General features: G+C 69.4%; 23 protein-coding genes and 3 pseudogenes. 13 read left to right on the forward strand and 13 right to left on the reverse strand.

The genetic code is table 11. The features are described from left to right. Nucleotides 1–7: 7 nt before the first annotated feature. Entirely contained in the window at nt 8–619 is a 612-nt protein-coding gene (locus tag ABZX90_RS26150; RefSeq protein ID WP_351131895.1) for a TetR/AcrR family transcriptional regulator, read from the forward strand. A 72-nt stretch (nt 620–691) separates the two neighbouring features. Here the strand turns inward: ABZX90_RS26150 and ABZX90_RS26155 are convergent. Next, nucleotides 692–825: pseudogene (locus tag ABZX90_RS26155) on the reverse strand (VOC family protein); the annotation flags it as partial. 198 nt (nt 826–1023) lie between these two features. On the opposite strand from ABZX90_RS26155, the pseudogene ABZX90_RS26160 reads away from it, so the two are divergent. Together ABZX90_RS26160 and ABZX90_RS26165 are read left to right on the forward strand one after the other, a co-directional pair. After that, nucleotides 1024–1533, forward strand: a pseudogene (locus ABZX90_RS26160) (DDE-type integrase/transposase/recombinase); the annotation flags it as partial. Nucleotides 1534–1669: 136 nt separating this feature from the next. After that, nucleotides 1670–1963, forward strand: coding sequence for a PRC-barrel domain-containing protein (locus ABZX90_RS26165; protein ID WP_351131896.1), 294 nt, complete (start codon nt 1670–1672; stop codon nt 1961–1963). Nucleotides 1964–2259: 296 nt separating this feature from the next. On the opposite strand, the gene ABZX90_RS26170 is transcribed toward ABZX90_RS26165, so the two are convergent. Continuing rightward, nucleotides 2260–3153 carry a PIG-L family deacetylase gene (locus tag ABZX90_RS26170; protein WP_351131898.1) on the reverse strand — a complete coding sequence of 298 codons (894 nt, stop codon included), beginning with the start codon at nt 3151–3153 and terminating at the stop codon, nt 2260–2262. Nucleotides 3154–3349: 196 nt separating this feature from the next. Here ABZX90_RS26170 and ABZX90_RS26175 point away from each other — a divergent pair, with 196 nt between their 5' ends. Continuing rightward, nucleotides 3350–5656, forward strand: a complete 2307-nt coding sequence (locus tag ABZX90_RS26175) for a helix-turn-helix domain-containing protein (RefSeq protein WP_355208601.1) — start codon at nt 3350–3352, stop codon at nt 5654–5656. A gap of 810 nt (nt 5657–6466) precedes the next feature. Continuing rightward, a complete protein-coding gene (locus ABZX90_RS26180; RefSeq protein ID WP_355208604.1) occupies nt 6467–7471 on the forward strand; it encodes a hypothetical protein in 1005 nt (334 codons plus the stop codon). Here ABZX90_RS26180 and ABZX90_RS26185 read toward each other — a convergent pair. Then, nucleotides 7468–7593, reverse strand: coding sequence for a hypothetical protein (locus ABZX90_RS26185; protein WP_351131904.1), 126 nt, complete (start codon nt 7591–7593; stop codon nt 7468–7470). The two genes, ABZX90_RS26180 and ABZX90_RS26185, sit on opposite strands and share 4 nt — an antisense overlap. A 407-nt stretch (nt 7594–8000) precedes the next feature. On the opposite strand from ABZX90_RS26185, the gene ABZX90_RS26190 reads away from it, so the two are divergent. From ABZX90_RS26190 to ABZX90_RS26200, 3 genes are all read left to right on the forward strand, one after another. Next, nucleotides 8001–8858, forward strand: a complete 858-nt coding sequence (locus ABZX90_RS26190) for a hypothetical protein (RefSeq protein ID WP_355208607.1) — start codon at nt 8001–8003, stop codon at nt 8856–8858. A 319-nt stretch (nt 8859–9177) separates the two neighbouring features. Further along, nucleotides 9178–9405, forward strand: coding sequence for a hypothetical protein (locus ABZX90_RS26195; RefSeq protein ID WP_351131906.1), 228 nt, complete (start codon nt 9178–9180; stop codon nt 9403–9405). Further along, nucleotides 9405–9821 carry a hypothetical protein gene (locus tag ABZX90_RS26200; RefSeq protein ID WP_351131908.1) on the forward strand — a complete coding sequence of 139 codons (417 nt, stop codon included), beginning with the start codon at nt 9405–9407 and terminating at the stop codon, nt 9819–9821. The genes ABZX90_RS26195 and ABZX90_RS26200 overlap by 1 nt, the downstream gene beginning before the upstream one ends. A 42-nt stretch (nt 9822–9863) precedes the next feature. Here ABZX90_RS26200 and ABZX90_RS26205 read toward each other — a convergent pair whose 3' ends face one another. The 3 genes from ABZX90_RS26205 to ABZX90_RS26215 all read right to left on the reverse strand — a co-directional run bounded on the left by ABZX90_RS26205 (nt 9864) and on the right by ABZX90_RS26215 (nt 10956). Continuing rightward, nucleotides 9864–10067, reverse strand: a complete 204-nt coding sequence (locus tag ABZX90_RS26205) for a hypothetical protein (protein ID WP_355208611.1) — start codon at nt 10065–10067, stop codon at nt 9864–9866. An 86-nt stretch (nt 10068–10153) separates the two neighbouring features. Further along, on the reverse strand, nt 10154–10414 hold the full coding sequence (locus ABZX90_RS26210) for a hypothetical protein (RefSeq protein WP_351131911.1): 261 nt from the start codon (nt 10412–10414) through the stop codon (nt 10154–10156). A 308-nt stretch (nt 10415–10722) separates the two neighbouring features. After that, nucleotides 10723–10956, reverse strand: coding sequence for a DUF5302 domain-containing protein (locus ABZX90_RS26215; protein ID WP_351131912.1), 234 nt, complete (start codon nt 10954–10956; stop codon nt 10723–10725). A 960-nt stretch (nt 10957–11916) separates the two neighbouring features. Between ABZX90_RS26215 and rph the strand changes: the two genes are divergently transcribed. Next, complete coding sequence (gene rph, locus ABZX90_RS26220; protein WP_355208614.1) at nt 11917–14532, forward strand: rifamycin-inactivating phosphotransferase; 2616 nt, start codon at nt 11917–11919, stop codon at nt 14530–14532. Between the two features lie 228 nt (nt 14533–14760). Then, complete coding sequence (locus ABZX90_RS26225) at nt 14761–15636, forward strand: DUF817 domain-containing protein (protein ID WP_355208617.1); 876 nt, start codon at nt 14761–14763, stop codon at nt 15634–15636. A 16-nt stretch (nt 15637–15652) separates the two neighbouring features. Here ABZX90_RS26225 and ABZX90_RS26230 read toward each other — a convergent pair whose 3' ends face one another. From ABZX90_RS26230 to ABZX90_RS26245, 4 genes and pseudogenes are all read right to left on the reverse strand, one after another. Continuing rightward, nucleotides 15653–17242, reverse strand: coding sequence for a PQQ-binding-like beta-propeller repeat protein (locus ABZX90_RS26230; protein WP_355208619.1), 1590 nt, complete (start codon nt 17240–17242; stop codon nt 15653–15655). A 261-nt stretch (nt 17243–17503) separates the two neighbouring features. Beyond that, nucleotides 17504–18019 (reverse strand): hypothetical protein, encoded by a 516-nt coding sequence (locus ABZX90_RS26235; protein ID WP_351131917.1) that lies wholly within the window; start codon nt 18017–18019, stop codon nt 17504–17506. 300 nt (nt 18020–18319) lie between these two features. After that, complete coding sequence (locus ABZX90_RS26240) at nt 18320–18646, reverse strand: cupin domain-containing protein (RefSeq protein WP_355208622.1); 327 nt, start codon at nt 18644–18646, stop codon at nt 18320–18322. Between the two features lie 169 nt (nt 18647–18815). Next, nucleotides 18816–19154: pseudogene (locus tag ABZX90_RS26245) on the reverse strand (DUF742 domain-containing protein); the annotation flags it as partial. Between the two features lie 788 nt (nt 19155–19942). On the opposite strand from ABZX90_RS26245, the gene ABZX90_RS26250 reads away from it, so the two are divergent. Both ABZX90_RS26250 and ABZX90_RS26255 read left to right on the forward strand, forming a co-directional pair. Continuing rightward, nucleotides 19943–20395 carry a hypothetical protein gene (locus tag ABZX90_RS26250; RefSeq protein WP_355208625.1) on the forward strand — a complete coding sequence of 151 codons (453 nt, stop codon included), beginning with the start codon at nt 19943–19945 and terminating at the stop codon, nt 20393–20395. Between the two features lie 34 nt (nt 20396–20429). Next, nucleotides 20430–20996, forward strand: coding sequence for a hypothetical protein (locus tag ABZX90_RS26255; RefSeq protein ID WP_351131921.1), 567 nt, complete (start codon nt 20430–20432; stop codon nt 20994–20996). A gap of 42 nt (nt 20997–21038) precedes the next feature. Here the strand turns inward: ABZX90_RS26255 and ABZX90_RS26260 are convergent, their stop codons facing one another. After that, on the reverse strand, nt 21039–21209 hold the full coding sequence (locus ABZX90_RS26260; protein WP_351131923.1) for a hypothetical protein: 171 nt from the start codon (nt 21207–21209) through the stop codon (nt 21039–21041). A gap of 15 nt (nt 21210–21224) precedes the next feature. Next, nucleotides 21225–21992, reverse strand: coding sequence for a hypothetical protein (locus ABZX90_RS26265; RefSeq protein WP_355208629.1), 768 nt, complete (start codon nt 21990–21992; stop codon nt 21225–21227). Nucleotides 21993–22304: 312 nt separating this feature from the next. Between ABZX90_RS26265 and ABZX90_RS26270 the strand changes: the two genes are divergently transcribed. Continuing rightward, nucleotides 22305–22850 (forward strand): AAA family ATPase, encoded by a 546-nt coding sequence (locus ABZX90_RS26270; protein WP_351131926.1) that lies wholly within the window; start codon nt 22305–22307, stop codon nt 22848–22850. Nucleotides 22851–23037: 187 nt separating this feature from the next. On the opposite strand, the gene ABZX90_RS26275 is transcribed toward ABZX90_RS26270, so the two are convergent. Continuing rightward, a complete protein-coding gene (locus ABZX90_RS26275; protein ID WP_355208632.1) occupies nt 23038–23973 on the reverse strand; it encodes a LysR family transcriptional regulator in 936 nt (311 codons plus the stop codon). Nucleotides 23974–24000: the final 27 nt, after the last annotated feature.

A 24000-nucleotide genomic window follows, 5' to 3' on the forward strand; every position in this document is an offset into this window, starting at 1 on the left:
TCGCAGAGTGTCCAGCAAAGTGCGCACGGCGGACACGCGCGAGCGCATCCTGACCGCGGCGTGCGAGGCCATCGCCGAGATCGGCTTCGAGAAGATCCGCATGCGCATGGTCGCGGAGCAGGCCGGTGTGTCGACCGCGCTGCTGCACTACCACTTTGACACGCGCGAGAAGCTGTTCACGGAAGCGATGGCCCACTCCTTCGCCAGCACGGCCGTGGACCTGGAGCGCGACGCGGAGACGGCACCGGCGGCGGTCGTCCTGGCGCGCATCCTGCGCAGCCTGCTGCCGACCGACCCCGTGTTGCACCAGGACTGGCGGCTGTGGCAGGAGCTGTGGGTCCGGGCGCTGCGCGACGAGTCGACCCGGGTGTTCGCCGTGGACCTGTACGCCGAGCTGCACGCGTGGGTGAGCGGCGCGGTGCGGCGGGGCATCGAGTCGGGTGAGTTCACGCCGACCGACGTGGACGAACTCGCCACGCTCGTACTGTCCCTGAGCGACGGTTACGGCATTCGCCTGATGCTGCGCGATCCCATGGTCACCCTGGAGGGGGCGCTCGCGTCCGTGTGGCGTCACGCCGCCACCTCGCTCGGTCTGCCAGAAGCGGTCCCGGCCGGGTGAGCCGCCCGGCCGAGACCGCCCCCCCGTCCGCCAGGGCCGGACGTAAGGCCGGGTCATGATCTCCATGTGCGACTGGATCGGCTTGTCCCGCTTCTCGTAGTAGTCGAACGTGACCCCGTTGCCGAGGTCGACGAGCAGGTGGGGCCCGAACAGCGCGCCGCGTCGGCCTCCGCCCTGAGGAACGCGGCGATGAACTCGGCGGACAGGCGCTGGTCGGTGGCGTAGACGGCTGTGTGGTAAGGGCCGCTTCAGCGGCGTCGAGCCGATCTGCCGGGTCCTGACCGACCACGACTGCAAGATCGCCCCCTCCACCTACTACGCCCATCACAAACGCCAGGCCGCACCCGCAGCCCGTACCGTCCGCGACGCCGAGTCGAAGACCCTGATCCAACCAAGCTTATGAGACCAACTACCGCGTCTACGGCGCCCGGAAAATCTGGCGGCACCTGAACCGCCAGGAGGTCACGGTGGCCCGCTGCACCGTCGAACACCTCACGCGTGAGCTCGGCACCACCGGCGCGGTCCGCGGCAAGAAGGTGATCACCACGATCTCCGACGCGAGAGCTCAGCGGGCCCCCGACCTCGTGGACCGCGACTTCGTCGCCCCGGCTCCCAACCGCTGTTGGGTCGCCGACTTCACCCACGTCGCCACCTTCGCCGGCGTCGTCTGCGTCGCCTTCGCGGTGGACACCTTCTCCCACCGCATCGTCGGCTGGTCAGCAGCCACCTCGAAGGAGACCCGCCTTGTCCCGGACGCCCTGGAGATGGCCCCGTGGCAGCGCGACCGAGACCAACACCCGCGCCAGAAAGGCAAGTTGATACAACACAGCGATGCCGGGTCGCAGTACACGTCGTTCGCGCTCGCCGAGCACCTCGACCGGGCGGGCATCGCCGCGTCGATCGGATCGATCCGCGACGCCTACGACAACTCCCTGATGGAGTCCACGATCGGCCTGTTCAAGACCGAGCTGAACCCGCCGCGGCCCCGACACCGAGCACGAGGCCTGCTACAGCGTCCCCCAGCTGCAGGACCTCCTCGACGAATGGCTGGTGCACTACCACCACCGGCCCCACGAAGGCCTGCGCCACCCACTGATGCCCAAGAAGGCCGACGTCAACTCCGCCTACCTCGTCGTCGACACCGGCGTATGGATCTTCGGCAAGCACGTCCTGCTCCCCGCCGGCACGGTGGCCAGGGTCGACCAGGAGGAGCAGAAGATCTACGTCGACCTCACCAAGGAACAGATCAAGGACTCCCCCGAGTTCGACAAGGACAAGCACACCGGCGACGCCGGCTACCACGAGCAGATCAGCGGCTACTACCAGAGCCACCGCTCTATGTAACTTCAGCAGCAATCAGACGTGGGGCCCGCGGACAACGCTCCGCGGGCCCCACTTCTCGTGAACCCGCGATGCTGACGGCACAGGTCCTTCGATGCCAGGGTTCATGGTGGCGTGTCACACCCACCATGATCCGTTACGTTGAAGATGAACCCCAAAGCCGAACCCCAGCGCGCAGCACGCTCTCACGGCGGCGGCCCCATCCCTGGGACCGCCGCCGCGGCGTACCCCGGCAGCCACACGACCCCCGCGCGCGACCCCGGCCGGAAGGTGCCGGCCGCGCCCCGGGGTACGGCCGGTCAGTCGATCTTGCCCGGCCGGTAGTCGGACGGCAGCGTGCACACGAACTCGCGGGGATCGTTGTGCGCGTTCTCCAGCCAGTCCGGGACGCTGTGGTAGCCGAGGGCGTACAGATTCCGGCTGGGAGCCCAGGTGTTGTAGGCGTAGATCGAGTTCCGCTTGATCGCCATGTGGGAGCCGGGGATGTTCAGCACGTACGAAGCGCCGTCCGCGCGCTCGTCCCGGGGGAGGACGTAGGCGTAGATGTGGTTGAAACGGACGTCGGAGATCGTGCCGTCGTTCATCAGCCGGTAGGCCGCGTCGCTGGAGGCCTTGTGGGCGGCCGTGCGGTCAAGCCACCCGGCGGAGAACTTGTGCGAAGCGCCCGGGTACTGCTCCGCGAGGGACTTCACCTTGGTCGTGATGCGGCTCACGAGCCTGTTGTAGCCCCCGACGGAGCCATCGTCGGGGATCTTGAAGTTGATGACCTTGTCCACGCCCAGTGCCTTGGCGGAGGCCATGAACTCGGCCGTCCGGGCGGCGACGATCTTGCTGGTTCCGTCGGTCGGCCAGGACAGGCCGTGGTGTCCGCCTGCCGCGCAGGGGTGCGGACTGCTCCACGTGGTCAGCGGGCACGGGTCGGCGTTCATCCGTTGGGCCAGATCGGGGTTGGCGCCATCGGTCACCAGGACAAGGTAGACGGGCCGGCCGGCCGCCTTGTGCTCCAGGATCGACCCGGCCAGACCGATCGCATCGTCGTCCTGGTGGGGCGCGTAGAAAATGGCGGGCTTGGCGGCGGCCGAGGCGGCGGGCGCCCACCTGGTCTGGCTCGCAACGGTCGCGGCGGTCAGTGCCCCCGCCGCCAGGACGGTGCGCCTGGAGACGGCGGCGGACTGCTGGTTGGTGTCGGTCATGTGGGATTCCCCGATGGTCGGTGGTTCGCGCACGGCCGCGGCGGTGCGCGAAGAGAGGGGTGGTCGGTCCCTCGCCTGCCTCGAGTGGACCACTCGCCGCATCGGCGGCCCAGGCGGTTCCTCCGGCAGAAGTGGCGTCCGCGATACTTCTGCCGGAGGCTCGCACCCGGACGAGCCGATAGCGGGGGCATCGACCGTGGTCAGTGACACGCCCGCCGCAGACGATTTCGGGCAGCAGTTACGCGCGCTGCGGACCGGTGCCGGGCTCAGCCAGGAGGCGCTCGCCCACGCCTGTGGGGTGAGCGTGCGCGCGCTCGCGGACATGGAGCGGGGCAGGACGCGCGGCCCGCAGCGCCGCACCGTGCAGGCACTGGCCGCGGGGCTCGCGCTGGACGAGGCCGCCGCCCTGCGGCTGGAGAGGGCCGCCGCGCTGGGTCGGCCACGCCCCCGGACGGCCTCCGCAGCCGCCGCCCCCCACGCCCTCGCCCTGCCGCGCGACATCCAGGACTTCACCGCCCGCGGCCCGGCCCTGGCCCGGCTGCGCGACCTCGCCGACCGGCCCGGCCCCGCCCGTGCGGTGGTGAGCGTCGTCGTGGGCCAGGCGGGGCTCGGCAAGACCGCGTTGGCGGTGCACGCCGCCCACCGGCTCGTGCCGCGTTTCCCCGACGGGCAGTTCGCCGTCGACCTGCACGGCATGGATCCCGAGCCCGTAGCGCCGTACGACGTCCTGGGCAGGCTGCTGCGGGCGGCGGGTGTCGCCGACGGTGCCATCCCGGTCAGCACGGACGACCGGTCCGGCCTGTGGCGGTCCGTGCTCCGTGACCGGCGGGTGCTCCTGCTGCTCGACAACGCGGCCGACGAGTCGCAGGTCCGCCCCCTGCTCCCCGGCACCGGGCCGTCGCTGACGGTCGTCACCAGCCGGCACGCCCTGGCGGGCCTGGAGTCGGTCCACCGCGTCGACCTGGCCCTGCTGCGCCGTGAGGAAGCCGTCGAGCTCCTGTCCCGGATCGTCGGGCCGGAGCGGGTCCGGGCCGAGGCGCAGGCCGCCCGGGACCTGGCCGAGCTGTGCGGACACCTGCCGCTCGCCCTGCGGATCGTGGGCCAGCGGCTGCTGAGCAGGCCGCACGAGCGCCTCGGCAAGCTCGTCGGCCGACTCGCCGCCGAGGGCCGCCGTCTGGACACCCTGCGGGCCGGGAGCCTCGGGGTGCGCGCCGCCTTCGCCCTGTCGTACGCCCAACTCCGCCCCGAGGCGCGCGCGTTCCTGCGCCGGGCCTCGCTCGCCGCCGGACCCGATTTCAGCCCCGCGACCGGTGGGCTCCTGGCCGGTCTGTCCTGCGCCGACGCGGCCGTCTGCGCGGAGGAACTGACCGACGCCGGGCTGCTGCACAGCGACCCCGTCGGCGAGCGCTACCGGTTCCACGACCTGCTCAGGCTCTACGCCGCCGAGCGGCTGGCGGCGGAGGACGGACCCGAGGTCCGCGAGGCGGCGCTGGACCGGGCCGACCGGTGGGTGCTACGCCGGGCCACCGCGGCCGCACTGCGCTTCGACGTGGAGCACCACCAGGACGCCCCGCGCGGCGACCCCGCCCCCGACGGGGCGCCCGCCGACCGACAGGAGGCTCGGGCCTGGCTGGAGGCCGAACGCTTCCAGTGGCTGGCCGCGCTGCGCCGCGCCCACGAGACCGGGCTGCACCGGCAGGTCGTGGACACCGCCGAGGCGATGCACTGGTTCTCCGACCTCAACCAGCACTGGGAGCAGTGGGTGGAGGTGTTCCGCCGCTCCGCCGACGCGGCCCGCGCGCTGGGCAGCAGGCGGCTGGAGGCGGTCCACCTGAACTACCTGGCCTGGGCGTACAACCTCTGCGCGCACGATCCCCGGGCCGCCCTGGAGACCGCCGACGCCGCGCTCGCCGCGGCCCGTGACGGCGAGGACGGGCTCCAGACGGGCTGGGCCCTGGGGTACGGCGCGGGGGCCCTGCACCGGCTGGGCCGGGTGGAGGAGGCCCTCGCGCGCATGCGTGAGGCCGTCCGCAGCTTCGGGGCGCAGGACTCCCCGCAGGCCCGCCCGGCCGAGCTGTCCCTCCTCAACGCCCTCGGCGGCTACCTGCGGCAGGCCGGGCGGCCGGCGGAGGCCCTCGGCATCCACCGCCGCTGCGAGCGGATCTGCGACGCCGGGCCTCCGGGGCTGCCCGACGAGCTGATCGCGACGTACCGCGCCGTCGCCCGGCAGCAGATCGGCAATGACCTGGCCGCCCTGGGCCGTCGGCACGAGGCGGAAGCGCCGCTGCGCAGCGCCCTGGCCCATTTCCAGGCCCTGCGCATGCCCGCCTGGGCCGAGCCGACGCGGCTCGACCTGGGCCTCGTCCTCGGCGCGCTGCGCCACGCGGAGGCCCGTGAAACGCTGCTCGCCGCCCGCGACGCCCTGGCCGCGCTGGGAAACCCACGCCAGGCGGAGGCCGTCACCGCCCTCGCGGCCCTCGACGAACCGGTCGCCGGGGCCTGAACCGCCACGGGCCCGGACACTCGGGTCCTCGGGGCCCGGGTCCTCGGCGCCGCCGTGTACGCGCCCCAGCCCTCCGGTGCGGCGGGAGCCGGGACGGTCGGTCTACCTCGTTCCACGCCTGGCCTCCGCACCGCCACCCTATGCACGGCCCCAAGTCGGCCGGGGACATGAGCCACAAGTCGTTCACGGTCGGCCGCCCGCTTCCCATACGGAGCCTTCATCAATCCTGACGCCGCTCACGCTTGGCGTTGTCGAGAGCTTCCCGCCGCTCCCTGCGCTGGCGCCGGCGGTCGTTCCAGCCGTTCAGTTGGGTCGCTACGCCTCCGAGTACGAAAGCCACGACTCCCCACCAGAACTGCGCCCCTTCCACAGGCGGAGTCTAGGCAGCGGATGATCACGAGCAGGGGTTGAAGGCTCACCAGCGAGTCGGGTCAGACCGCGGCCCATGAATCAGCTTTGCAGAACAGAGCGGCCCTCAGCCTTGAGGGACACGGTCCCCAAATCAGCGATGATTCCTCCAGTTGCTGGCGCCAAGCACGGTGAAGCGCTGTGCTGGACGGTGCGGCCTGGCCTTGCGCACCGCCAACTGCCGTTGATACCCGGAATTGGGACTCAGGGGATCGTGACCTGCAGTGCTCTCGATGGTGGTGCTGTCCGACAGTCCGAGCCGGACGGGCAGGCCGGTGTTCTCGCTCTGTACGCTCTCCCTCTTCGGAATCAGAATGAGTCCGGTGCACGACAAACAGCAGGCACCGGGTATCCGGCGGACGCCATAATTCCGGGCGGCCGCCCGACAGAGGGGGAGGCCTGATGGCCGGCAGGACCCAGCCCGCGGACGGCGACAGCCAGCGGCCGGACCTGAGCTATCCCCTAATCGCCAACGGCCTGGACTACCTCGTCGACGTAGTCGACCAGTTGGCGACCTTGCCGGGCCAGTTACCAAACGCTCGCGCCCTGAAGTACGCCGTCCTGCATCTTCAGGCTGCCACCGAGGTCCTCCTCAAGGCCCGCCTGCAGCGTGAACACTGGACCCTGGTCTTCAGGAAGCCGGAGACGGCGACCCGGTCCGCATTCGACAGCGCGGACTTCGACAGCTGCAGCACCGACGAAGCTTTCGCCCGGCTAACCCGGATCACCGGCCTCGCCCTGCCGGACAAGGCCGTCACCGCAGTGAAGAAGCTAGCCCGTGACCGCAACGCCCTCCAGCACTACGGCTTGACCGCCCAGGCCGCCGCCGTCGAGGCCCGGACCGCCGACGTGCTCAACTTCCTGCTGCCCTTCATCTCTGGCCACCTCGTCCCCGGCCTCGACCAAAGCCAGAAGGCCGACGTGGAGGGGACCCTCGATCTGGTGCGCGGCCAACTGCAACGCATCGAGTCCTTCCTCACCAAGCGCATGAACGAGGTGCGCGCCGGACTCCAGGACGTACAGGAGCGCACGGTCGCCTGCCCCGAATGCGCGCAGCTGGCCCTGGTCCTGGGCAGCCTGCCCTCATGCCGCTTCTGCCTCAAGACCTGGGACGATCCGGGCGACGCCGCTGCCGAATACGTCTGGCAGAAGCGGGGCAAAGATCCCTTCGTGTCCGCTGGCGACGCGACCGCTGTCCATGAATGCCCCGACTGCGACGCCGAAGCGCTGGTCATCGCACTCACCGCCGTCAGCCCGGACACGCCACGGCGCTTGTGCTTCTCCTGCGTCATCGACTTTACCGACATCGCCCTTACCTCCTGCGAGGGCGGCTGCGGACGCCCCCTGCGCGCGGACGCCAACGACCCAACTTGCCTGACCTGTTCCCTGTTCAGCGAGAAGTCCTAACGATGCGCCACCGCAACCGGCTTGACCACATTGAGCCGCCCGTCGCGGCCCTCGGCGTCCGGGACGACCAGCAGGCGCAGCTCACGGTAGATGCGCACGTCGCGGACGATCGGCGCGAACATCTCGTCGTCGGTCGTGGACAGTACAGCCCGGCTCGGGTCGCCGGGGATCCCGGCGGTCGCCAGCGTGATGACCGCCCGGCGCGTACTACTTACCGCCGACGCCGCCCCGCGCAGAACGGCGACGGCACTGTCTCCAAGCTGCCTCTCGATGACCTCCGCGCTCAGGGGCGGCCACGATTCGACGCAGGCCCTGGGCTCGCGATGTGAGGAGGCTACGCAGGACCGCCCCTTGGCCGCCGTCGAGCGCGGGCCACCCAGTCCAGACTCTCGGCCATGCACGCCACTCCGCCCGTCTGCCGAGCCTGACACGATCGTGCTCGCGCGTCGTACGGTGGCGGCGGGTTCGCCGTGGCGGTGCGCGGCAATCCCGCCCCCAACTACTCAGCCGGGACAGGAGCGAGATCGGCGTGGAGGAGCACGAGGCGTTGCAGGGCATCCGGCGACGGTCGGCGGCATCGCTGCTGCAGGAGGCGGCGCACACGAATGCCCTTGAGGATGAAGCGTGGGAGCAGGTCCGGCAGGCGTTGCGGGCCCGCTCCTGCGGAGTGCTGCCCAGCTTGCTGCCGCCGTCCAGCGAGGCGTTCCTGGTCGTGTTTCCCCTCGATCGCTCGGAGTTCGGCCCGATCCTGGAGGCGGCGCGTCAAGTGATGGAGACTGGCACGCAGCAGACAGCGCAGGAACTGGCCCAGGCTGCACGCTCGGTGGGTGCCCTGACCACGGTGCCTCGCCTGCGCCACTACCGTGCTGGCCCGCCGGGCGCCTCGCCCCGGTCCCGGCTGGATCACCGCGTCGGCGTCGAGGGAGGCGGCTTCCTGGCCATGCCGGCCGTCGAGGCGCTCGACGCGCTGGAGCTGGGCGGGCGGGCCCCCCGGCCGCGTGACGGGGTGTTTCCGCTCCCGCAGGGCGCGGCGCCTGGGTCCTGGGTGGTGGTCCGCCACGGTGTTCATTCCGCGCCCGGCCTTGTCCTGACCGGCGTTCAGGCCGCCTATGACGATCGGGCTGGGGGCGGCGCTGAGCAGCTCATGAGCTATCTCCGGACAGCGGCCGCTGCGCTGCGTCCGGCGCCCGCCCGGATCGAGTGGGGGACTGACTACCCCGCGGTCGTGGTAGCAGCAGCCTTCCTACGAGGACCGTATGCCGACGCAGGACGGGGCGATCGTTTTCCCGGCTCTTCCTCAGCGGCATTGCACTGTGCGGGAGCTCGCACCGTGGCGTGGTGCTCAGCGGAGGTCGGCGGCCAGGGTGTCGTGACGGCGCCGGCGTGAGTGAGCACTGCGGCGCCCCTGGGCGCCCAGGGGCGCCACAGGACGGCGGGAAGGGTTGCACCATCAAAGCGGGCGAGCCAGGGGGCTTGCTGCTGCCCAACGACGCCTGCCGCCGTATCCCGGCCGGGCGCCGCTACAACCTCTACGGCTCGACGGTGCAGCAAGTGGACAGACTGACGAGCCGTCGTCTGTTTGGACGCTCATGAAACTAGAAAATAACTTCCATGTCGTTGCCGAACTGGGCTTATGACTCCTACGGTGTTCGTGTAGCCGAGCCGACTCGACCCGCGACACCGCGAGTGAATCCCAGGGGGAATTCATGAGCACCAGCGCCTACACCTATGGCGGCGAGAGCAACCGCTACATCAACCACTCGGTCGGCAACCTCCACCAAACCGTTCCGGTACCTCCACGTCCAGGCCGGGAAGAGCAGGCGCACCTGGTCAACGTCTCACCGGCCAACACCGACCCCGTGCTGACGCTGGGCCCCGACTGGGTCGCGGGCACCACAAGCAGCTCAAGCAGGCCGGCGTCGGCATCCCCCTGATGGGCGGCGACGGCATCTTCGACCAGCAGTTCCTCACGTCCGGCCCGAAGGCCGACGGCGACCTCGCCGTCAACATCGGCGTGCCTGCCGAACAGCAGGCGGGCGGGGTGGACTTCCTCGCCCGGTACCGCAAGGCGGGGTACCCGGAGGCGGGCGGCTGGTACGGACCGTACGCCTACGACGCGACCTGGAGCTTCATCGAGGCCGTGAAGTCCCTTGTGACGGCCAACGGCGGCACCCTCCCCCGGGATGCCCGCGCGAAAATGCCAAAGGCCGTGGCCCGGCTCCCCTTCGACGGGGTCACGGGCCACGTCGCCTTCGACGGGTACGGCGACACCCGCAACCGGCGCCTGAAGGTGTACTCGGTGGCCGCCGGCCAATGGACCACCGTCACCAGCGGCCCCGCCACTCCTTGACGCACCACTTCCCGGCCCATCTGTGGAACCGAAGCTGTCAAGTCACACGGCGCGCTTGTGGAGGACGTCGAGGTAGAACCGATCGCGGTGCGGCACGTCGTTGTTCCTCCCCGGCAGGCTGAAAACCGCGCAGACATCAGCGGGCTCGGTACGAAGGCTCGACTGCTCACCGAAGGTGAGAACGCTGTTGATCCGGTGTCGGCACCCCGCGGTGTCGAGGGCGGCGACGAATTCCTCCCGAGGCACGGTCGCCGAGAACGACTCAGCCCCTGCCGGAACCGGGGACGGCAGCTTGATTGTTGAGCCTGGCCAGAGCCGGATCCAGATCCCGCTCACATGCCGCTGGGTGACGACGAGGTCCAGCCACCCCAAGAATATGGATAGCCATCGATGTCCGGGCCGCTCATCTGGATGGCTGGATGCGGACGCCCGGGGCCAAGGAGGTCCTCGGCCTCGGCCAGGGGCATCCCGCAGTGAAGAGGCCCGATCTGACCGGTTGAGGCGAAGTCGACGAGCATGTCTGTCAAGGTCACGACCGTGGCTGTCGCATCTTCCGCGGCTGATCCGCACGTCGATATCAGGGTGGCGTCCATCAGTGCCGCCCTTCCTGACACCTCCTCCGTGCTGGTTCCAGAGGTGGAGGTGTCAGGCCTGTTCGGCCGGCGAGTCGGGTCCCCGATGGGCTGCCTCGCATCTGGCGGATCGACCCTTGAATCTCGAACCTCCCGACCGCGCCCCGCGCCGCGGATGCGGCCATCGCCTGGGCCGGCTTCCTGACAGCCCGGCGACGACACCTCGCTCACCTTCCAGCAACTGCTCGCCGCCGACCGATGGGCAAGGGCGACAGCGGAGCGGACGACGCGGGACGTCGACCGACCCGGCGTACGGCTGCGCTTAGGACTCAGCCGCCGCTCTTTCGACGGAACGACCGCTGACTCGCGGCCGGGCCGTGCGCGCCGTGGATCTTCGACGTCTTGGTGCTCGCGGTGAGCTCAGCAGCCGCCTGCACACCACGCTTGCGCGCCAGAGCCTCCCGGAACTTGCGCTTCAAGTCGTTCTGGCCGTCATCGTCGGGCGAGAGGGAACTGCTCTCGCCGTCAATCGGCTCTTCGGGCGATGGAGACTCTGCAGCCATGGTGACCTCCTGGGACTGAGCACTGGAAAGCACAGCTTGTCATGGCAGGCACCGCTCGACGCACCCGCCGCCGACATCGCCTGACCTCAACACGGTGGCACCGTGGTGCTGGGATCGTGTTCCGAGTGCCGGGAAGCATCAACGGCGCTTGCGGATCTCCTGATAGCGCCGCTCTACGTCGGGCCTGAACCATCCGGGCACTTCACCGGCTGTCACCGTTCGTCGGTCACATTCGGGATTGATCCAGCCCCTGCCACACGTCCCCCTGCTGAAGTGGTGGATCAGCTGATCCACCTCGAGGCAGGAGCATAGGCCAAGCTCTCAAGCGACCGCCCGGCAATTCGGCCCTCGCTGTCAGCGACAGCCCGCCCGGGGCCGTAGCCGGCTGGTCAGCTGAAGTTCGGCTGGGCCTGAAGCTGGTCCATGGCCTCGGTGATCACGCTGGTCCAAGGCCATCGGGTGGTGAAGCGGAGCCACGCGGGCGCGACGACCTCAGGGAGATGGCGGCGCGCTCGACGGCGTTCGGGCCTTGCAGACCAGGGAAAGGACAAAAGGCAAAGGCAAGGAGAGCTCTCTCCTTGCCATGCTCAAGGTATAGCGCGCTGGGGGGCTTGCGGCAAGACCCGGGTCACGGCGCAGAATCATCGGTCGATGCCACAACCTGCGGAAATGAGGGCACGACGTGCGGGTGTTGTTGTCGACGTACGGGGGACGCGGTGACGTCGAACCAGTGGTGGGACCGGCAGTGCGGCTGCCGCTGCGGGTGCTCGGCACGGAGGTGCGGGCGTACGCGTCGGCCGGCTGGGCGGAGCGGCCGGCCGGCTGGGCGGAGGGAAGGCAACCACAGGTGAGGACACCCCCGGCAAGCGGTTCGACAAGCGGTTCGACAGAGTTGGAGGTGCCGGTGATTCGATCGGCCGGTGCGGTGCGACGGAGCACGGCTGCCTCGGAGGTGTCGCAGTGATTGAGCAGTACGTGTTGGGTCTTCAAGACGTTGACGAGATGCAGGTCGCGGTCGTCGGCGGCAAGGCCGCGCACCTGGGCGGGCTGTCGCGGATCGAAGGCATCCGCGTGCCGGGTGGTTTTTGCGTGACGACGGACGCCTTCCGGCGGATCATGGCGGAAGCGCCGTCGATCGACGATCGGCTCGATCAGTTGTCGCGCTTGAACCCGGACGACCGGGAGGCGATCCGCACGCTCAGCGCGCAGATTCGTCGGACCATCGAAGGGACTGCCATCCCGGGCGACGTCGCGGCGGCGATCATCCGCGCGCTCACCCCGCTCGGCGAGCAAGCCGCCTACGCCGTCCGATCCAGCGCGACGGCAGAGGATCTTCCGACGGCCTCCTTCGCCGGCCAGCAGGACACGTACCTGAACGTCGTGGGGCCGACGGCGATCCTCCAGCACGTCAGCCGGTGCTGGGCCTCGCTGTTCACCGAGCGGGCCGTGACCTACCGTCAGCGCAACGGCATCGACCACCGTACGGTCCAGATGGCCGTGGTTGTGCAGCGGATGGTCTTCCCGCATGCGGCCGGCATCCTGTTCACGGCCGACCCCGTCACGGGCAACCGGAAGGTCGCCACCGTGGACGCCGGCTTCGGCCTCGGCGAGGCCCTGGTCTCCGGCCTGGTGAACCCGGACGTCTTCAAGGTGCGGCACGGCGAAATCGTCGCCAAGGCGATCGCCGCCAAACATCGTGCCGTTCACGCCCTGCCGACGGGCGGTACGCAGGAGGTGGCGATCGACTCGCAGCGGCAGGAGCAGCCGGCGCTGACGGATGCGCAGGTCGTGCGGCTCGTGCAGCTCGGGCGCCGGATCGAAGCCCACTTCGGCCGCCCGCAGGACATCGAATGGTGCCTGGTCGATGACGGCTTCCAGATCGTTCAGAGTCGGCCGATCACGACGCTGTTCCCCGTCCCCGAGACCGACGACCAGGAGAATCACGTCTACGTCTCCGTCGGTCATGGGCAGATGATGACCGACCCCATGAAGCCTCTGGGGTTCTCCATGTGGCAGCTGACGGCCATGGTGCCGATGCACGAGGCCGGCGGGAGGCTGTTCGTCGACGTCACCCGGCGCCTGGCCTCGCCCGCCAGCCGCGCCGCCCTCCTGGACATCATGGGGAAAGGGGATCCGTTGGTCAGGGACGCTCTGGAGACCGTCCTCGACCACGACGATTTCGTCCCGTCGCTCCCGGACGCAGGTCCCGGCGGGCCGCCGGTCGGCCGTGCTCCCGCCCCGATCGAGACCGATCCGGCCATCGTCACCGAGCTGATCGAGCGTAGTCAGGCGTCCATCGCCGCCCTGGAGCGCGACATCCGGACGAAGTCCGGACCGGCGCTGTTCGACTTCCTGCTGGAGGCCTTCCAGGAGCACAAGCGAGTCCTCAGTGATCCGCTGAGCATGCAGGCGATCATGGCGGGGATGGAGGCCACGTGGTGGCTCAACGACAAGCTGCAGGAGTGGCTGGGCGAGAAGAACGCGGCTGACACGCTCACGCTGTCCGCCCCCGACAACGTCACGTCAGAGATGGGACTGGCGCTGCTGGATGTCGCGGACGTGATCCGCGCGCAGCCGGAGGTGGTGGCGTTCCTGCAGGGCGTCCAGTACGTCGAGTACGTCGAGGAAAAGGGCTTCCTGGACGAGCTGGCGAAGCTCACAGGCGGGGCCGAAGCGCGCGACGCCATCGAGGCCTACCTCGACCGGTACGGCATGCGTTGCGTCGGCGAGATCGACATCACGAGGCCGCGTTGGGGCGAGCGCCCCACCACGCTCGTGCCCGTGATCCTCGACAACGTCCGGAACTTCGAGCCGGGCGCCGCCGAGCGGCGCTTCGAGCAAGGGCGGCAGAAAGCTCAGAAGAAGGAACAGGACGTGCTGGCACGCCTGCGGGCCCTGCCGGACGGGGATCAGAAAGCCGACGAGACCAAGCGGATGATCGACCGGGTCCGCACCTTCATCGGGTACCGGGAGTACCCGAAGTACGGCATCATCAGGCGCTATTTCGTGTACAAGCAGGCCCTGCTGGAGGAGGCCGAGCGCCTCGTGCAGGCAGGCGTGCTTCCTGAGAAGGAGGACATCTTCTACCTCACGTTCCAGGAACTGCACGCCGCCGTGCGCTCGAACAAAGTGGATGACCACCTCATCCAGCAGCGCAAGGACGCGTTCCAGTCGTACCACGCCCTCACACCGCCCCGGGTGCTCACCTCGGATGGTGAGGCCGTCACCGGGGCGTACCGGCGCGACGACGTGCCAGCCGGCGCCCTGATCGGCCTGGCGGTCTCCGCCGGGACCATCGAGGGAAGGGCTCGCGTCATCCTTGACATGGCGGAGGCCGATCTCGAAGCGGGCGACATCCTGGTCACGACCTTCACGGACCCCAGCTGGTCGCCGCTGTTCGTCGGAATCGCGGGCCTGGTGACGGAGGTGGGCGGCCTGATGACCCATGGCGCGGTGATCGCCCGGGAGTACGGCTTGCCGGCCGTCGTGGGCGTGGAGCGGGCCACTCGGCTGATCCGGGACGGGCAGCGGATCCGCGTGCACGGAACCGAGGGGTACGTCGAGATCCTGCCTTGACCGCCCACACCGAGAAGCCTCGTCCATAGTACCGACTGAGCGACGCCAAGCAGTTGATGGCGCTGGGCTTCCTGCCGGGCGATGGGTTCTTCGAGCGTGACCGCCCCTTCAGCTCCGTGGAGCGGCCGCACCACATCGACGCCATGAAGGAGCGTGACGGTCTGAACGGTCGGGAGCAGCCTGTGGCAGACGAGGAACCACCGCCTTCACCTGCACGTCCCTCCCTTCATGACCGTGATCGTCGCCCCGGTCCAGCAGCTGCTGGTCTTCGCCCGGCTCCAGACGCGCTCCTGCGCGTTCGCTGTCGCGCTGTTCTCGGGCATGGCCCTCTCGACCCTGGCACCGCAGTTGCCCGTAGCCAGATACGACCTGCTGCTGGTGTACGGGCTGCTGCTCACGCTGGTCTTCCGCCTGCGCGGGTGGGAGACCGGGCGGGATGTCGCGGTCATCGCCGTGTGCCACGCGATCGGGCTGGCTTTCGAGCTGGTGAAGGTCGCTCACGGTTCCTGGAGTTATCCGGAATCCGCGGCGCTCAAGGTCGCAGGCGTGCCCTTGTACGGGGGGTTCCTCTATGCCGCGGTTGGCAGCTATGTCTGCCGGGCATGGCGGCTCATGGAGCTGGAGCTCGTGTGCTACCGACCTTGGGCCACCGCGACCGTGGCCGGCGCCATCTACGTGAACTTCTTCACCCACCACTGGCTGCCCGATGTGCGCTGGCCACTCGCCGCACTGCTCGTCGTGGTCACCGCTGGTACGTCGGTGCGGTTCAGTGTGGGAAACGCGCGCTACCGCATGCCGCTGGTGGTGTCGTTCGCGCTGATCGGATTCTTCCTGTGGCTGGCCGAGAACATCGCCACCTACCTGGGCGCATGGCGTTACCCGTACCAGCTCCAGGAATGGCAGCCGGTTTCCTTCGACAAGTTCGGTGCCTGGTCGCTCCTGATCAGCGTCACCTTCGTCCTCGTTGCAGCGACCAGACGGCGAGCGGATCGCACGGGAGAGTCGAGGGACGACAACCGTGTCTGCCGCCCTGCCGTCCTGCCGGCTCCGGCGGAGGCCGTTCGATCCACCGACAGATCACACGGCCACCAACAGGACCAGTGAGATGGGCCCTTCAGGATCACGGTCGAACCGAGCACTCCAGAATCCGGCCGTCGACGGTCCCGATCAGCAGGTGCCCTTGCGGTGCTACAGCCAGAGAAAGCGCCGTGGTCGGTGTTCCGTCGATGTCGAGTTCGGTGTGCCAGCGCACCGAGCCGTTGTCGGCGTCCAGTGCGGTCAGGGCACCGGAGTTGTAGGCCACGTAGACCGTGTCTTCGTCGGCGTCGAGTGCGGTGGCCGGATGATCGGTGCGGTGCTGCCAGGCCACGGCACCGTCGAGGGATCGTCGTACTACGTAGGCGCCACCGGGCTGAAGCCCCTGACTGTCGTGGACCGTGCCGGCGTACACCAGCGACTGCCCGATCTCGACGGCCGGACCTCCGAAGTGGTGTTCGTGCGGCACCCAGGAGTGCGGGAAGAGCCGCCGCGATGTCCCGTCCGCGCCCAGGGCCACGATCCACTTGTCCCTGTGCGGTGCGTCCGCTCGCGTACCCACCAGGACATACGGACGGCTTGCGCGCCTGACCGCGAACCCGTGATTGAACAGGTCGAAGCGGCTGACCTCCGGACCGTCCACCCGGCCGTCGAGGTCGAACATCATCAACCGCTCGGGACGCTTGCCAGGGCGGCCCATCGGCCTCATGACGACCCTTCGGCCGCCGGCGACGAGAACCCCGCCGACGTCCGGGCTCAGCGTCTCCAGCACCTGCCCTGTGGCGACGGCTATCCGCGCGATCCGGGGCGCGTCTCCCTCCCACCCTCTGCCTCGCCAGTGACCGCGGCGTTCGGCATTGGCCCACACCGCTGTTCCGTCGGCGGCGGCGACCAGCTGACGGCCGCCCTCGTCGTCCTCGACCACCCACTCCCGGTCCCCTGACGGCAGCCACGATTCCGCCAGGACCCCGTCCAGGGCCGCCAGAACGCGGCCGTCCTCCCTGCCTTCGACGGCCCACACCCGTCGCCGAGGTGACCATTGCCGACCGGCGGCTGCCGCGAGGTCCGTGAGAAGACGGCGCGTCCGCGCTCCGCGATCCGACCGAGCGGCCGGCTCCGCGGGAGCGGACAGTTCCTCGTTGCCGATCGTCCGCTCCCCCACCGCGTCCCACTCCGCGCGAGCGACGACGACCGTGTGCCCCTGCTCGTGCGCCTCCGGGTTCTCCCAGTCGTCACAGGGCGCCAGTACAAGGCGCAGCTCCCTCTCACTGAGCCACGCGACATCGAGGACCTCCCGCGCGTACGGCAGTGCGGACACCACGGTGCCGGAGCCCAGGTGGACCAACAGCAGTTCGCCTTCGAAGAAGTAGCCGCCGTCGTAGCGCCCGGTGCCGACGGCCAGCAGGGGAAGGGTGGGGTGGAAGGCGAGCGACCGGACGGGATACCTGGACTTCACCAGGCGCTTGCAGCGCAGACCCTCGCGGTCGTAGACGCCGATCCGGTGCCCCGTCCATCGGGAGTCCGCGGTCCCGCTGCCGCTCCACTGCACCGCCCCGAGGTCCCCACCCACAGCGACCGTCCGCGAGCGATCGTCGACGACGGCCAGGGTCGGCTCTCCGATCTCGGCGAAGGGCCCGTTGCCGAGCACGCGGCGGACGATCGGCAAAGGGGTCATACAGAGTTCCTCCCGGGCAGCAGATGAACGATGGCCGCCCCTCGCACGGAACGGCGGTCGTTCATCGTCGCGTCGAGCGTCCTAGCGCACCACTGGATTTCCGCCGGACAGCGGCGCGTTCCGCGTCCGTCGTACGTCCCCTGCCCGAAGCCACCCAGCACACGGTGCTCCTGGCCCGCACCGCCTACACGCTCTACGGCTCCCCGCAGTCCGTGCCGGCCGCCCCAGAGGGGCAGCCGGCTGCTTGGTGCCGGCCGGCACTCACCCGCACCGGTTGGCGTGGGCGAAGTCCAGGACCACTCGCTCGGGGCCGTGCAGCTTGAAGACCTTGTATGCGGGCTTGGTCTGGAACGCGCTTCCGAAGGAGACCACCCCTTCGAAGTCTCCGGTCAGGGCGAGACCCTTCAGCTTGGGCAACTGGATCTTCACCAGTCGGGGGCCCTTGTACACCGAGTTGCCCGCGTCGTCGTGGGCGACCGCGGGAGAGAGCCTGATCTCCAGGAAGTACTTCCCCGCAAGGGGGACCTTCTTTCCGGATGCCTCGTAGCGAAGTGTCCTGACCGGCTTCACACCGACGGTCGGGGCGCTGCCCCGGACGTCGATGACGAGCCGGTCGTAGGTGCAGTGCCCGGCCCACCGGGCGTTCACGATGCGCGCGGGCGGCGAAGGCTTCGCGGATGCCTCCGGCTGCATGGCCGCGGAGGCGGGGATCGTGGCGCCGACGGCGGTGAGAAGGACCCCCGCGACAATGGCTGCACGGGATCGGTGATGTTGCATGACGCCCCCAGATGCTCCTGGTGAAGGGGACAGACGATTTCACTAGGGGAGACATGCTCGGGGTCCCATTGGTTGCACTGTCAGAGCCCTGTTCTCCCGCCGCGCCGGATCGTGCCGCCTCCGGCGGTGCTGGTGAGCCGCGACCATGCCGCCATGAGCGCTCGGACGGGGTCGGCGACGAGGCGACGTGGGGGACGACGGATGCTGCGGACGTGGCCGTCGGAGGAAATTGCCGGTGCCGCCGGTACCGGTCCGCCGCGTCGGTCATGCGGCGCCGGGCACCCCGCGTCGACGCGTCCCCTACTGGCGACCGCCCTGAACCGGTGGCGCGACGGGCGCGGTGTGCTTGAGTTCGATCTCCACGAAGGCAAGAGGGGCGTCGCCGATGTTGACGACGTCGTGGGCGCCGCCGACCGGGCGGGCGTAGGACTGGCCCGCTTTCAGTACGGAATCGGTGCCGCCCCCGTCGAGGGTGAGCGCGCGGACGCGACCGTCGGTCACGGGGACGACCACGTAGTCGTGTGAGTGGAGGTGGTGGCCGGTGGCGGTGCCGGGCTCGAAGTCCCAGCGGGTGACGCGAACCTGCGCGTCCTCGTACTGAAGGGTCGGCTGCGCGGCGGTCGGCATGGAAGTACCTCGTCCCTGCTGTGTGGTTCCTTCATCCGCGATCAAGCGGCCGACCGGTGTGGGCGGCGGCCCGCATCAGGCGTCCGTGTGGTTGATCACCCTTGCGAGCCAGACCCTACGGGCCAGGAAGCAGCTCGGCGGCGGGCACGAGCAACTGCCGCGAGTCCTTCTAGAGTCTCCGCAGGCCGCTGAGCACCTTCTCGAGCAGGGTCACATGGGGCCTTCCCCCGTTCGCGTCGTCCCCGTCCGGCTGTTGCACGGTGACGAGCCCCGCCTCCGCGAGGTCCGCAACGAGGATCCGGGCGACTCCAAGGGGGATCGCCAGGTGCGCGGAAATCTCCGCGACCGACTTGACCTCTTGGCAGAGGAGGCAGATCCGATACGCCTCCGGCGGCTGGGCGAGCAACTGCGAGAGGTCTGCTTGGGTGCTGACCAGTGCCTCGATGGCTAGCTGGTAGCTCGGGCGAGTGCGGCCACCGGTCATTGCGTACGGTCGGACGAGCGCGGAGGGCTTCGCGCGGCCTCCCCCTGCTGGGTGGGGTTGAGGACCCTGTGCCGTGGACGGCGGAGGACCGGATGTCCTGTATGCATCGCCGCCGGGGGGCGTCGTCACGGTTCCTGCTCCATTCGAGTAGCGCGCCCGAGCATGTCGGGCGCCGGAAACGGCCAGTGCCTGTGTCAGCGGAATGCGCGCCTTCGTGAACCACACGAACGTGCGTGTTCGTGAACCACACGGTCGGACCCTGACCCGCACAGCCTGACCCGACCCGCGCAAGACAGAGCTAGAGCGAGGCACCTCGGGCGTAATCGATTACTAGGCGATTCACAACGAAGGACAGTAGCCGTCGCAGCGGCCTCACGGCGGATCTTGGCCTACTTCGTAACCCGCCATGGAAATCGGCATATGCCCCTACGGGGTTCCCCGTTCATACGAAAGACCGGCTCGGCTCGCGTCCGCGGCAGACCGCGACGTGGCTGAGGAGAGGCCCGCCGACCACCGCACAAGGCTGCCGCACAGCGCGACTGACACCGCCGCGATGCCCGCCCATGCGGTGCTTCGACCGGCCCCAAACACTCCTTGGTCGCCCCAAACGGCTGCGCCGGGTTGCCGGTTGACGGAGTTGACGGCTGACGTCAACCCCGGGCAGCGCGCAGCCACTTGACTGTGTGCCGGCAGTGGCTCGACCGCGGCGGTAACCGCTTCCTGACACTCGGGCCGGCGGAACCGTTTCACCAGGCGCCGTGTCCTCATTCGCGGAAGGTGGTTCCACGCCGCGGGGCCACCTGTGAAGGGGGATGGCCATGGGGCAGGTACGCGAGGGGGCACGGTTAGGGGCTTGGGCCGTCGGCGGGGTCATCGGCCTGGCGGTGTTGTACGTGATCGGGGTGTTCGCCTTCGGCGGCGCGGGGTGGATCACCGCGCCGTTCCGCGGTGAGGCGGACAAGCGCGAGAACACCGTCGGCTCGGGCGAGTTCCGGCAGACCACGTACGAGGAGTTCTTCGATCTGTGCGAGGCCGTGCAGAACGCCGAAGGGACGATCCAGGTGCTCCAGGAGGAGCGGAAGACCGCTTCGGAGACTCGCACGACGCAGATCAACCAGTCGATCACCGCGCTGAAGGCCACGCGGATCGAGTCGGTCAACGCCTACAACTCGAAGGCCGCGCAGGAGCACCGCGCGCCCTTCCGTGACAAGGATCTGCCGTACCGGCTGGATGCCACCGCCAAGCGCACGACGTGCACCAACTGATCCCCATCTCATCCCGGGAAGAGGGCGGCACCGCATGAAGAAGTTCGCACGCATGGCCCTGGCCACCGTCATCGCGCTCGTTGTGGGCCTGGCTCTGACGTCCTGCACCGGGGACTCCAGCCAGGACAAGGAGAACAAGCGCAAGCAGGACACCTACGACCACCTCGTGGCCCAGCAGCCGGCGGGCCGCATGGAGTACTCGCCGACCCGCGAGGCGATCAACCAGTGGATCAAGACGTGGGGGAAGCGGGGCAAACTCTCGTACGTCTACATCCAGAACGCCAACGGCGAGTACGGGTACTTCATCATGAAGGGCCTGCCCGTGCCGCGCTGCAAGATGCTCACCCCGACGGAGAGGGTGGAGGCCTACTCCAACGGCGTCGCGGTCGTCTCGCAGCCCGGCATGGACGGCACGTACACGTCGGGTTCCACCTGCAACGCCTACTACGGTTTCGACGCCACGACGGGCGCGTACATGGAGTTCACAGTCGGCACAAACCAGTCGTTCTTCCTGTTCGACAAGCCCATGACGATGCCGGAGTACGCCAGCGCCAAGCAGTTGGGGCCGACGTCGGTGAAGGACGTCGCGAAGCAACCTTGAGCGGTCGAGGGCCGGTTGGAAGAGTCCGGCACCCGTGTCCCGTCAAGCGGCGGCTACGGCGCCGGTGATCCTGCGGGTCATCTCCGCCAGGACCGGACCGGGCCCGCCCTTGCCGGCCTGGGCCGCCGCTTCGACGGCGACCAGGACGGTGCCGCGGAAGTTGTCGGCCTCGCCCGGGTCCTGCTCCTTCAGCAGGCTCCTCGCCGCCGTCATGGCCGGCAGCACCGGTCAGTAGCGATGGCCGGGCCAGTGCGGATCCGTCCAGCGGTCCAACTCGGTGAGACCGAGCAGCCGTATCCGGTGCTGCAGATCCGCGGATGCACCCGACTCGCGGAGCCGCCCCGCAGCGTGTTCGAGGAGCCACGCGACAAGGTCGGCGCGCATCTCCTCCTCATCATGCTCGTACCAACTCACTCTCCACGGCAGGCTGTCCCCCAGCAGCTCGTACTCCCATTCCGCCGCCGCCTCGGCGAGACGTCGGTCGCTGAGGTAACCGGTCTGCTTCTCCCATTCGGCTAGCCAGGGGCCGAGCGTCCCGGACGCCTCCGCACACACCACGAAGACCTCGTGCGGCGGAACGATCGCATCCGGGTCAGTAAGGCTCTGCACCCACCAGGCACGCAGAAACTCGCGTACCGGACCGGCGTGATCGTCTGGCCACTGCTGCCAGCGGCCGCGGGCGAAGCAGTACCCGGCCTCTTCCAGTCCGAACAGGGGCTCCACGCGACCGGCGGCCAGCGCTGTGGCGAACTGCGGCAGTATCCGGCGCAGCACGGCCGCGTGATCGGTCCAGTCGATGGCCTGCCAGGTCCGGCGCAGGAGATCCGGCTCCAGCTCCACGTCCGGCGTCTTCAGAAGGGAGAGCTCCTCCGAACTACCCCAGTGGCAGGTGCAGTTGTGCTCGTCCGGATGTGCGGTCATACCGCGGAACGTGGCGGCGACGTCGTCCAGCGCGGCGCTGAGGCGGCGGCGTGCGGGATGGTCGGTCAGATGCATGATGTGCCCGGGCTTCAGGACTCCGTACGGCTTCCGCCGACCGAAGATCGCCACCTTACCGGGCGCGCGCCACACACGTGGGTGAGTTCTGCTGACTCTCCTCTTGTCATCGCGCCAAAGCTGCGGCGGGCGTCGACGGACCGCCGGCTTCGACCGCCTGAGCCGGCCCCGCATGTCAGTGGGTTTCGGCCCCAGTTGGCGCTCGCTCGGGCATGATCTGTCGGTGTGAATGGGCCCCACACGCCGTGGCGGGGTGCTTTGGACACGCCGTGCCCAGGACACGGGCCGCCGGCTATGAGGTGGGAGAAGCGTGTGATCGTCTGGGTGAACGGTGCGTTCGGCAGCGGGAAGAGCACGCTGGTGGATGAGCTGCGTCCACGTTGGCCCGAGGCGCTGGTCTATGACCCGGAGATGGTCGGGTATGTGCTGCGCGAGATCGTCGAGGTGCCGACCGGCGATTTCCAGGATCTGCGATTGTGGCGGCGGCAGGTCGTTCAGCTGGCCATGGGTCTGGTCCAGGAGTATCAACGCCCCGTCCTGGTCCCCATGACGCTGGTCAATCCCCGGTATGTCGCCGAGATCTTCGGTGCGCTGAAGGACGCCGGCATCGTGGCCCACCACTTCTTCCTCAAAGTCTCGCCGGAAGTCTTGGCGCAGCGGATCGACGGACGGAGCTTCACCCCCGACGATCCCGCCAAGGACGAGCGGGTCCGCCAGTGGTGCAAGGACAGGATCGAACGATGCACGGCCGCAGCCGATACCTTGCCCGGCGACACCGTGTTCCTGGACGGCGAGCTGACCCCGCGGGAACTGGCCGACAGCGTGCTCGTCCGCGTCAGTGCCGGCCCGAAGGGGTAATCGGTCCGGCGCGTCGAACAGCTCGCCGGCTCTTCAGGTCAACCGCTCCCCTGCTGCGCGTTGGTGTGGGCGACGCGGTGGGAGTCTGCCGGACTCGATGATGTCGCCGCCGCGGGTCAGCCGGTCGACGAGGGCCGCTTTAAAGGAAGGGGATCTGGCCGGCCGGGATGAGAAGGCGCGGCGGCGTTCAGCGCGGAATCACCCAGCCCGGAACCCAGGTCCCGGCGGCGTCGAGGCCCGTCGCTGTGGCGGCGAGGTGGGTGCGGAGGGCGGCCAGCGCCGGGTGGGGGTTGTCGCGGTGCCAGAGGAGCGAGTGCGGGTAGACGGGCGTCGGGTCGGTCACCGGAATGCGGCGCAGGCCGTGGCCGGCGGGCCAGACGAGGCGGGTCTGCCCGCCCATGAAGGTGTCCAGGGCCGGGGTGTCGGCGACCGTGTCGAGGAGCGCGTCGGAGCCGAAGTTGGGGCCGGTCGCCTCGATGGTGAGACCGAACTGGGCGACGAGGTCGTCGTAATAGACCGCCCACTCGGTACCGGGGACGATGCCGGGCATCCAGATCCGGTGCCCGGCGAGCTGAGCGAGGGCCACCGACCGGGCGCCCGCCAGCGCGTGGGCGGGGCCGGTGAGGAGCTGAAGCGGCTCGTCCAGCACCCGTACGGACTCGACATCCTCGGGAAGGGGCCGGCCGGGCACGGCGACGGCGCGGAAGGACGCGTCGATCTCACCGGACCGGATGGCGGCGACAGCCCTCTCGATGTCGAACAGCCACACCACGTCGAGCTCGATCTCGGGGTGCGCGCGATGGAAGCCGCGCATCAGGCCCGACGCCGCACCCCGCGAAGCGATCACGTCGACGCGCAGCGGACGGCGGCCGGTACGCACGGACGTGACCGCGCGCTCGGCGACGCGCAGCAGCTCGCGCGCGTGGGGCAGGAACGCCTGCCCGTCGATGGTGAGCTCGGCGCCGCGCGCGGTACGGGTGAACAGCCGCACGCCCAGGTTGCGCTCCAGCGCGGCGATGCGCTTGGAGACGGCCTGCTGGGTGACCGCCAGCTCGGCGGCGGCCTCCTGGAACTGCCCCGCGTCGGCGGCGACGACGAAGGTCCGGACGGTGTCGAGGTCCATGTCGACACTCTAGGGGCACAACCATTG

Source organism: Streptomyces sp. NPDC002935, from assembly GCF_040611295.1.
Lineage (GTDB): Bacteria > Actinomycetota > Actinomycetes > Streptomycetales > Streptomycetaceae > Streptomyces.

Bases quoted from the DNA above. Each gene is read 5' to 3' on its own strand.
- ABZX90_RS26170 (WP_351131898.1), bottom strand. From the start codon at position 3,153: ATGACCGACACCAACCAGCAGTCCGCCGCCGTCTCCAGGCGCACCGTC.
- ABZX90_RS26180 (WP_355208604.1), top strand. From the start codon at position 6,467: ATGGCCGGCAGGACCCAGCCCGCGGACGGCGACAGCCAGCGGCCGGAC.
- ABZX90_RS26185 (WP_351131904.1), bottom strand. From the start codon at position 7,593: ATGTTCGCGCCGATCGTCCGCGACGTGCGCATCTACCGTGAGCTGCGC.
- ABZX90_RS26195 (WP_351131906.1), top strand. From the start codon at position 9,178: ATGAGCACCAGCGCCTACACCTATGGCGGCGAGAGCAACCGCTACATC.
- ABZX90_RS26200 (WP_351131908.1), top strand. From the start codon at position 9,405: ATGGGCGGCGACGGCATCTTCGACCAGCAGTTCCTCACGTCCGGCCCG.
- ABZX90_RS26210 (WP_351131911.1), bottom strand. From the start codon at position 10,414: ATGGACGCCACCCTGATATCGACGTGCGGATCAGCCGCGGAAGATGCG.
- ABZX90_RS26215 (WP_351131912.1), bottom strand. From the start codon at position 10,956: ATGGCTGCAGAGTCTCCATCGCCCGAAGAGCCGATTGACGGCGAGAGC.
- ABZX90_RS26225 (WP_355208617.1), top strand. From the start codon at position 14,761: ATGACCGTGATCGTCGCCCCGGTCCAGCAGCTGCTGGTCTTCGCCCGG.
- ABZX90_RS26230 (WP_355208619.1), bottom strand. From the start codon at position 17,242: ATGACCCCTTTGCCGATCGTCCGCCGCGTGCTCGGCAACGGGCCCTTC.
- ABZX90_RS26235 (WP_351131917.1), bottom strand. From the start codon at position 18,019: ATGCAACATCACCGATCCCGTGCAGCCATTGTCGCGGGGGTCCTTCTC.
- ABZX90_RS26240 (WP_355208622.1), bottom strand. From the start codon at position 18,646: ATGCCGACCGCCGCGCAGCCGACCCTTCAGTACGAGGACGCGCAGGTT.
- ABZX90_RS26250 (WP_355208625.1), top strand. From the start codon at position 19,943: ATGGCCATGGGGCAGGTACGCGAGGGGGCACGGTTAGGGGCTTGGGCC.
- ABZX90_RS26255 (WP_351131921.1), top strand. From the start codon at position 20,430: ATGAAGAAGTTCGCACGCATGGCCCTGGCCACCGTCATCGCGCTCGTT.
- ABZX90_RS26260 (WP_351131923.1), bottom strand. From the start codon at position 21,209: ATGACGGCGGCGAGGAGCCTGCTGAAGGAGCAGGACCCGGGCGAGGCC.
- ABZX90_RS26265 (WP_355208629.1), bottom strand. From the start codon at position 21,992: ATGCATCTGACCGACCATCCCGCACGCCGCCGCCTCAGCGCCGCGCTG.
- ABZX90_RS26275 (WP_355208632.1), bottom strand. From the start codon at position 23,973: ATGGACCTCGACACCGTCCGGACCTTCGTCGTCGCCGCCGACGCGGGG.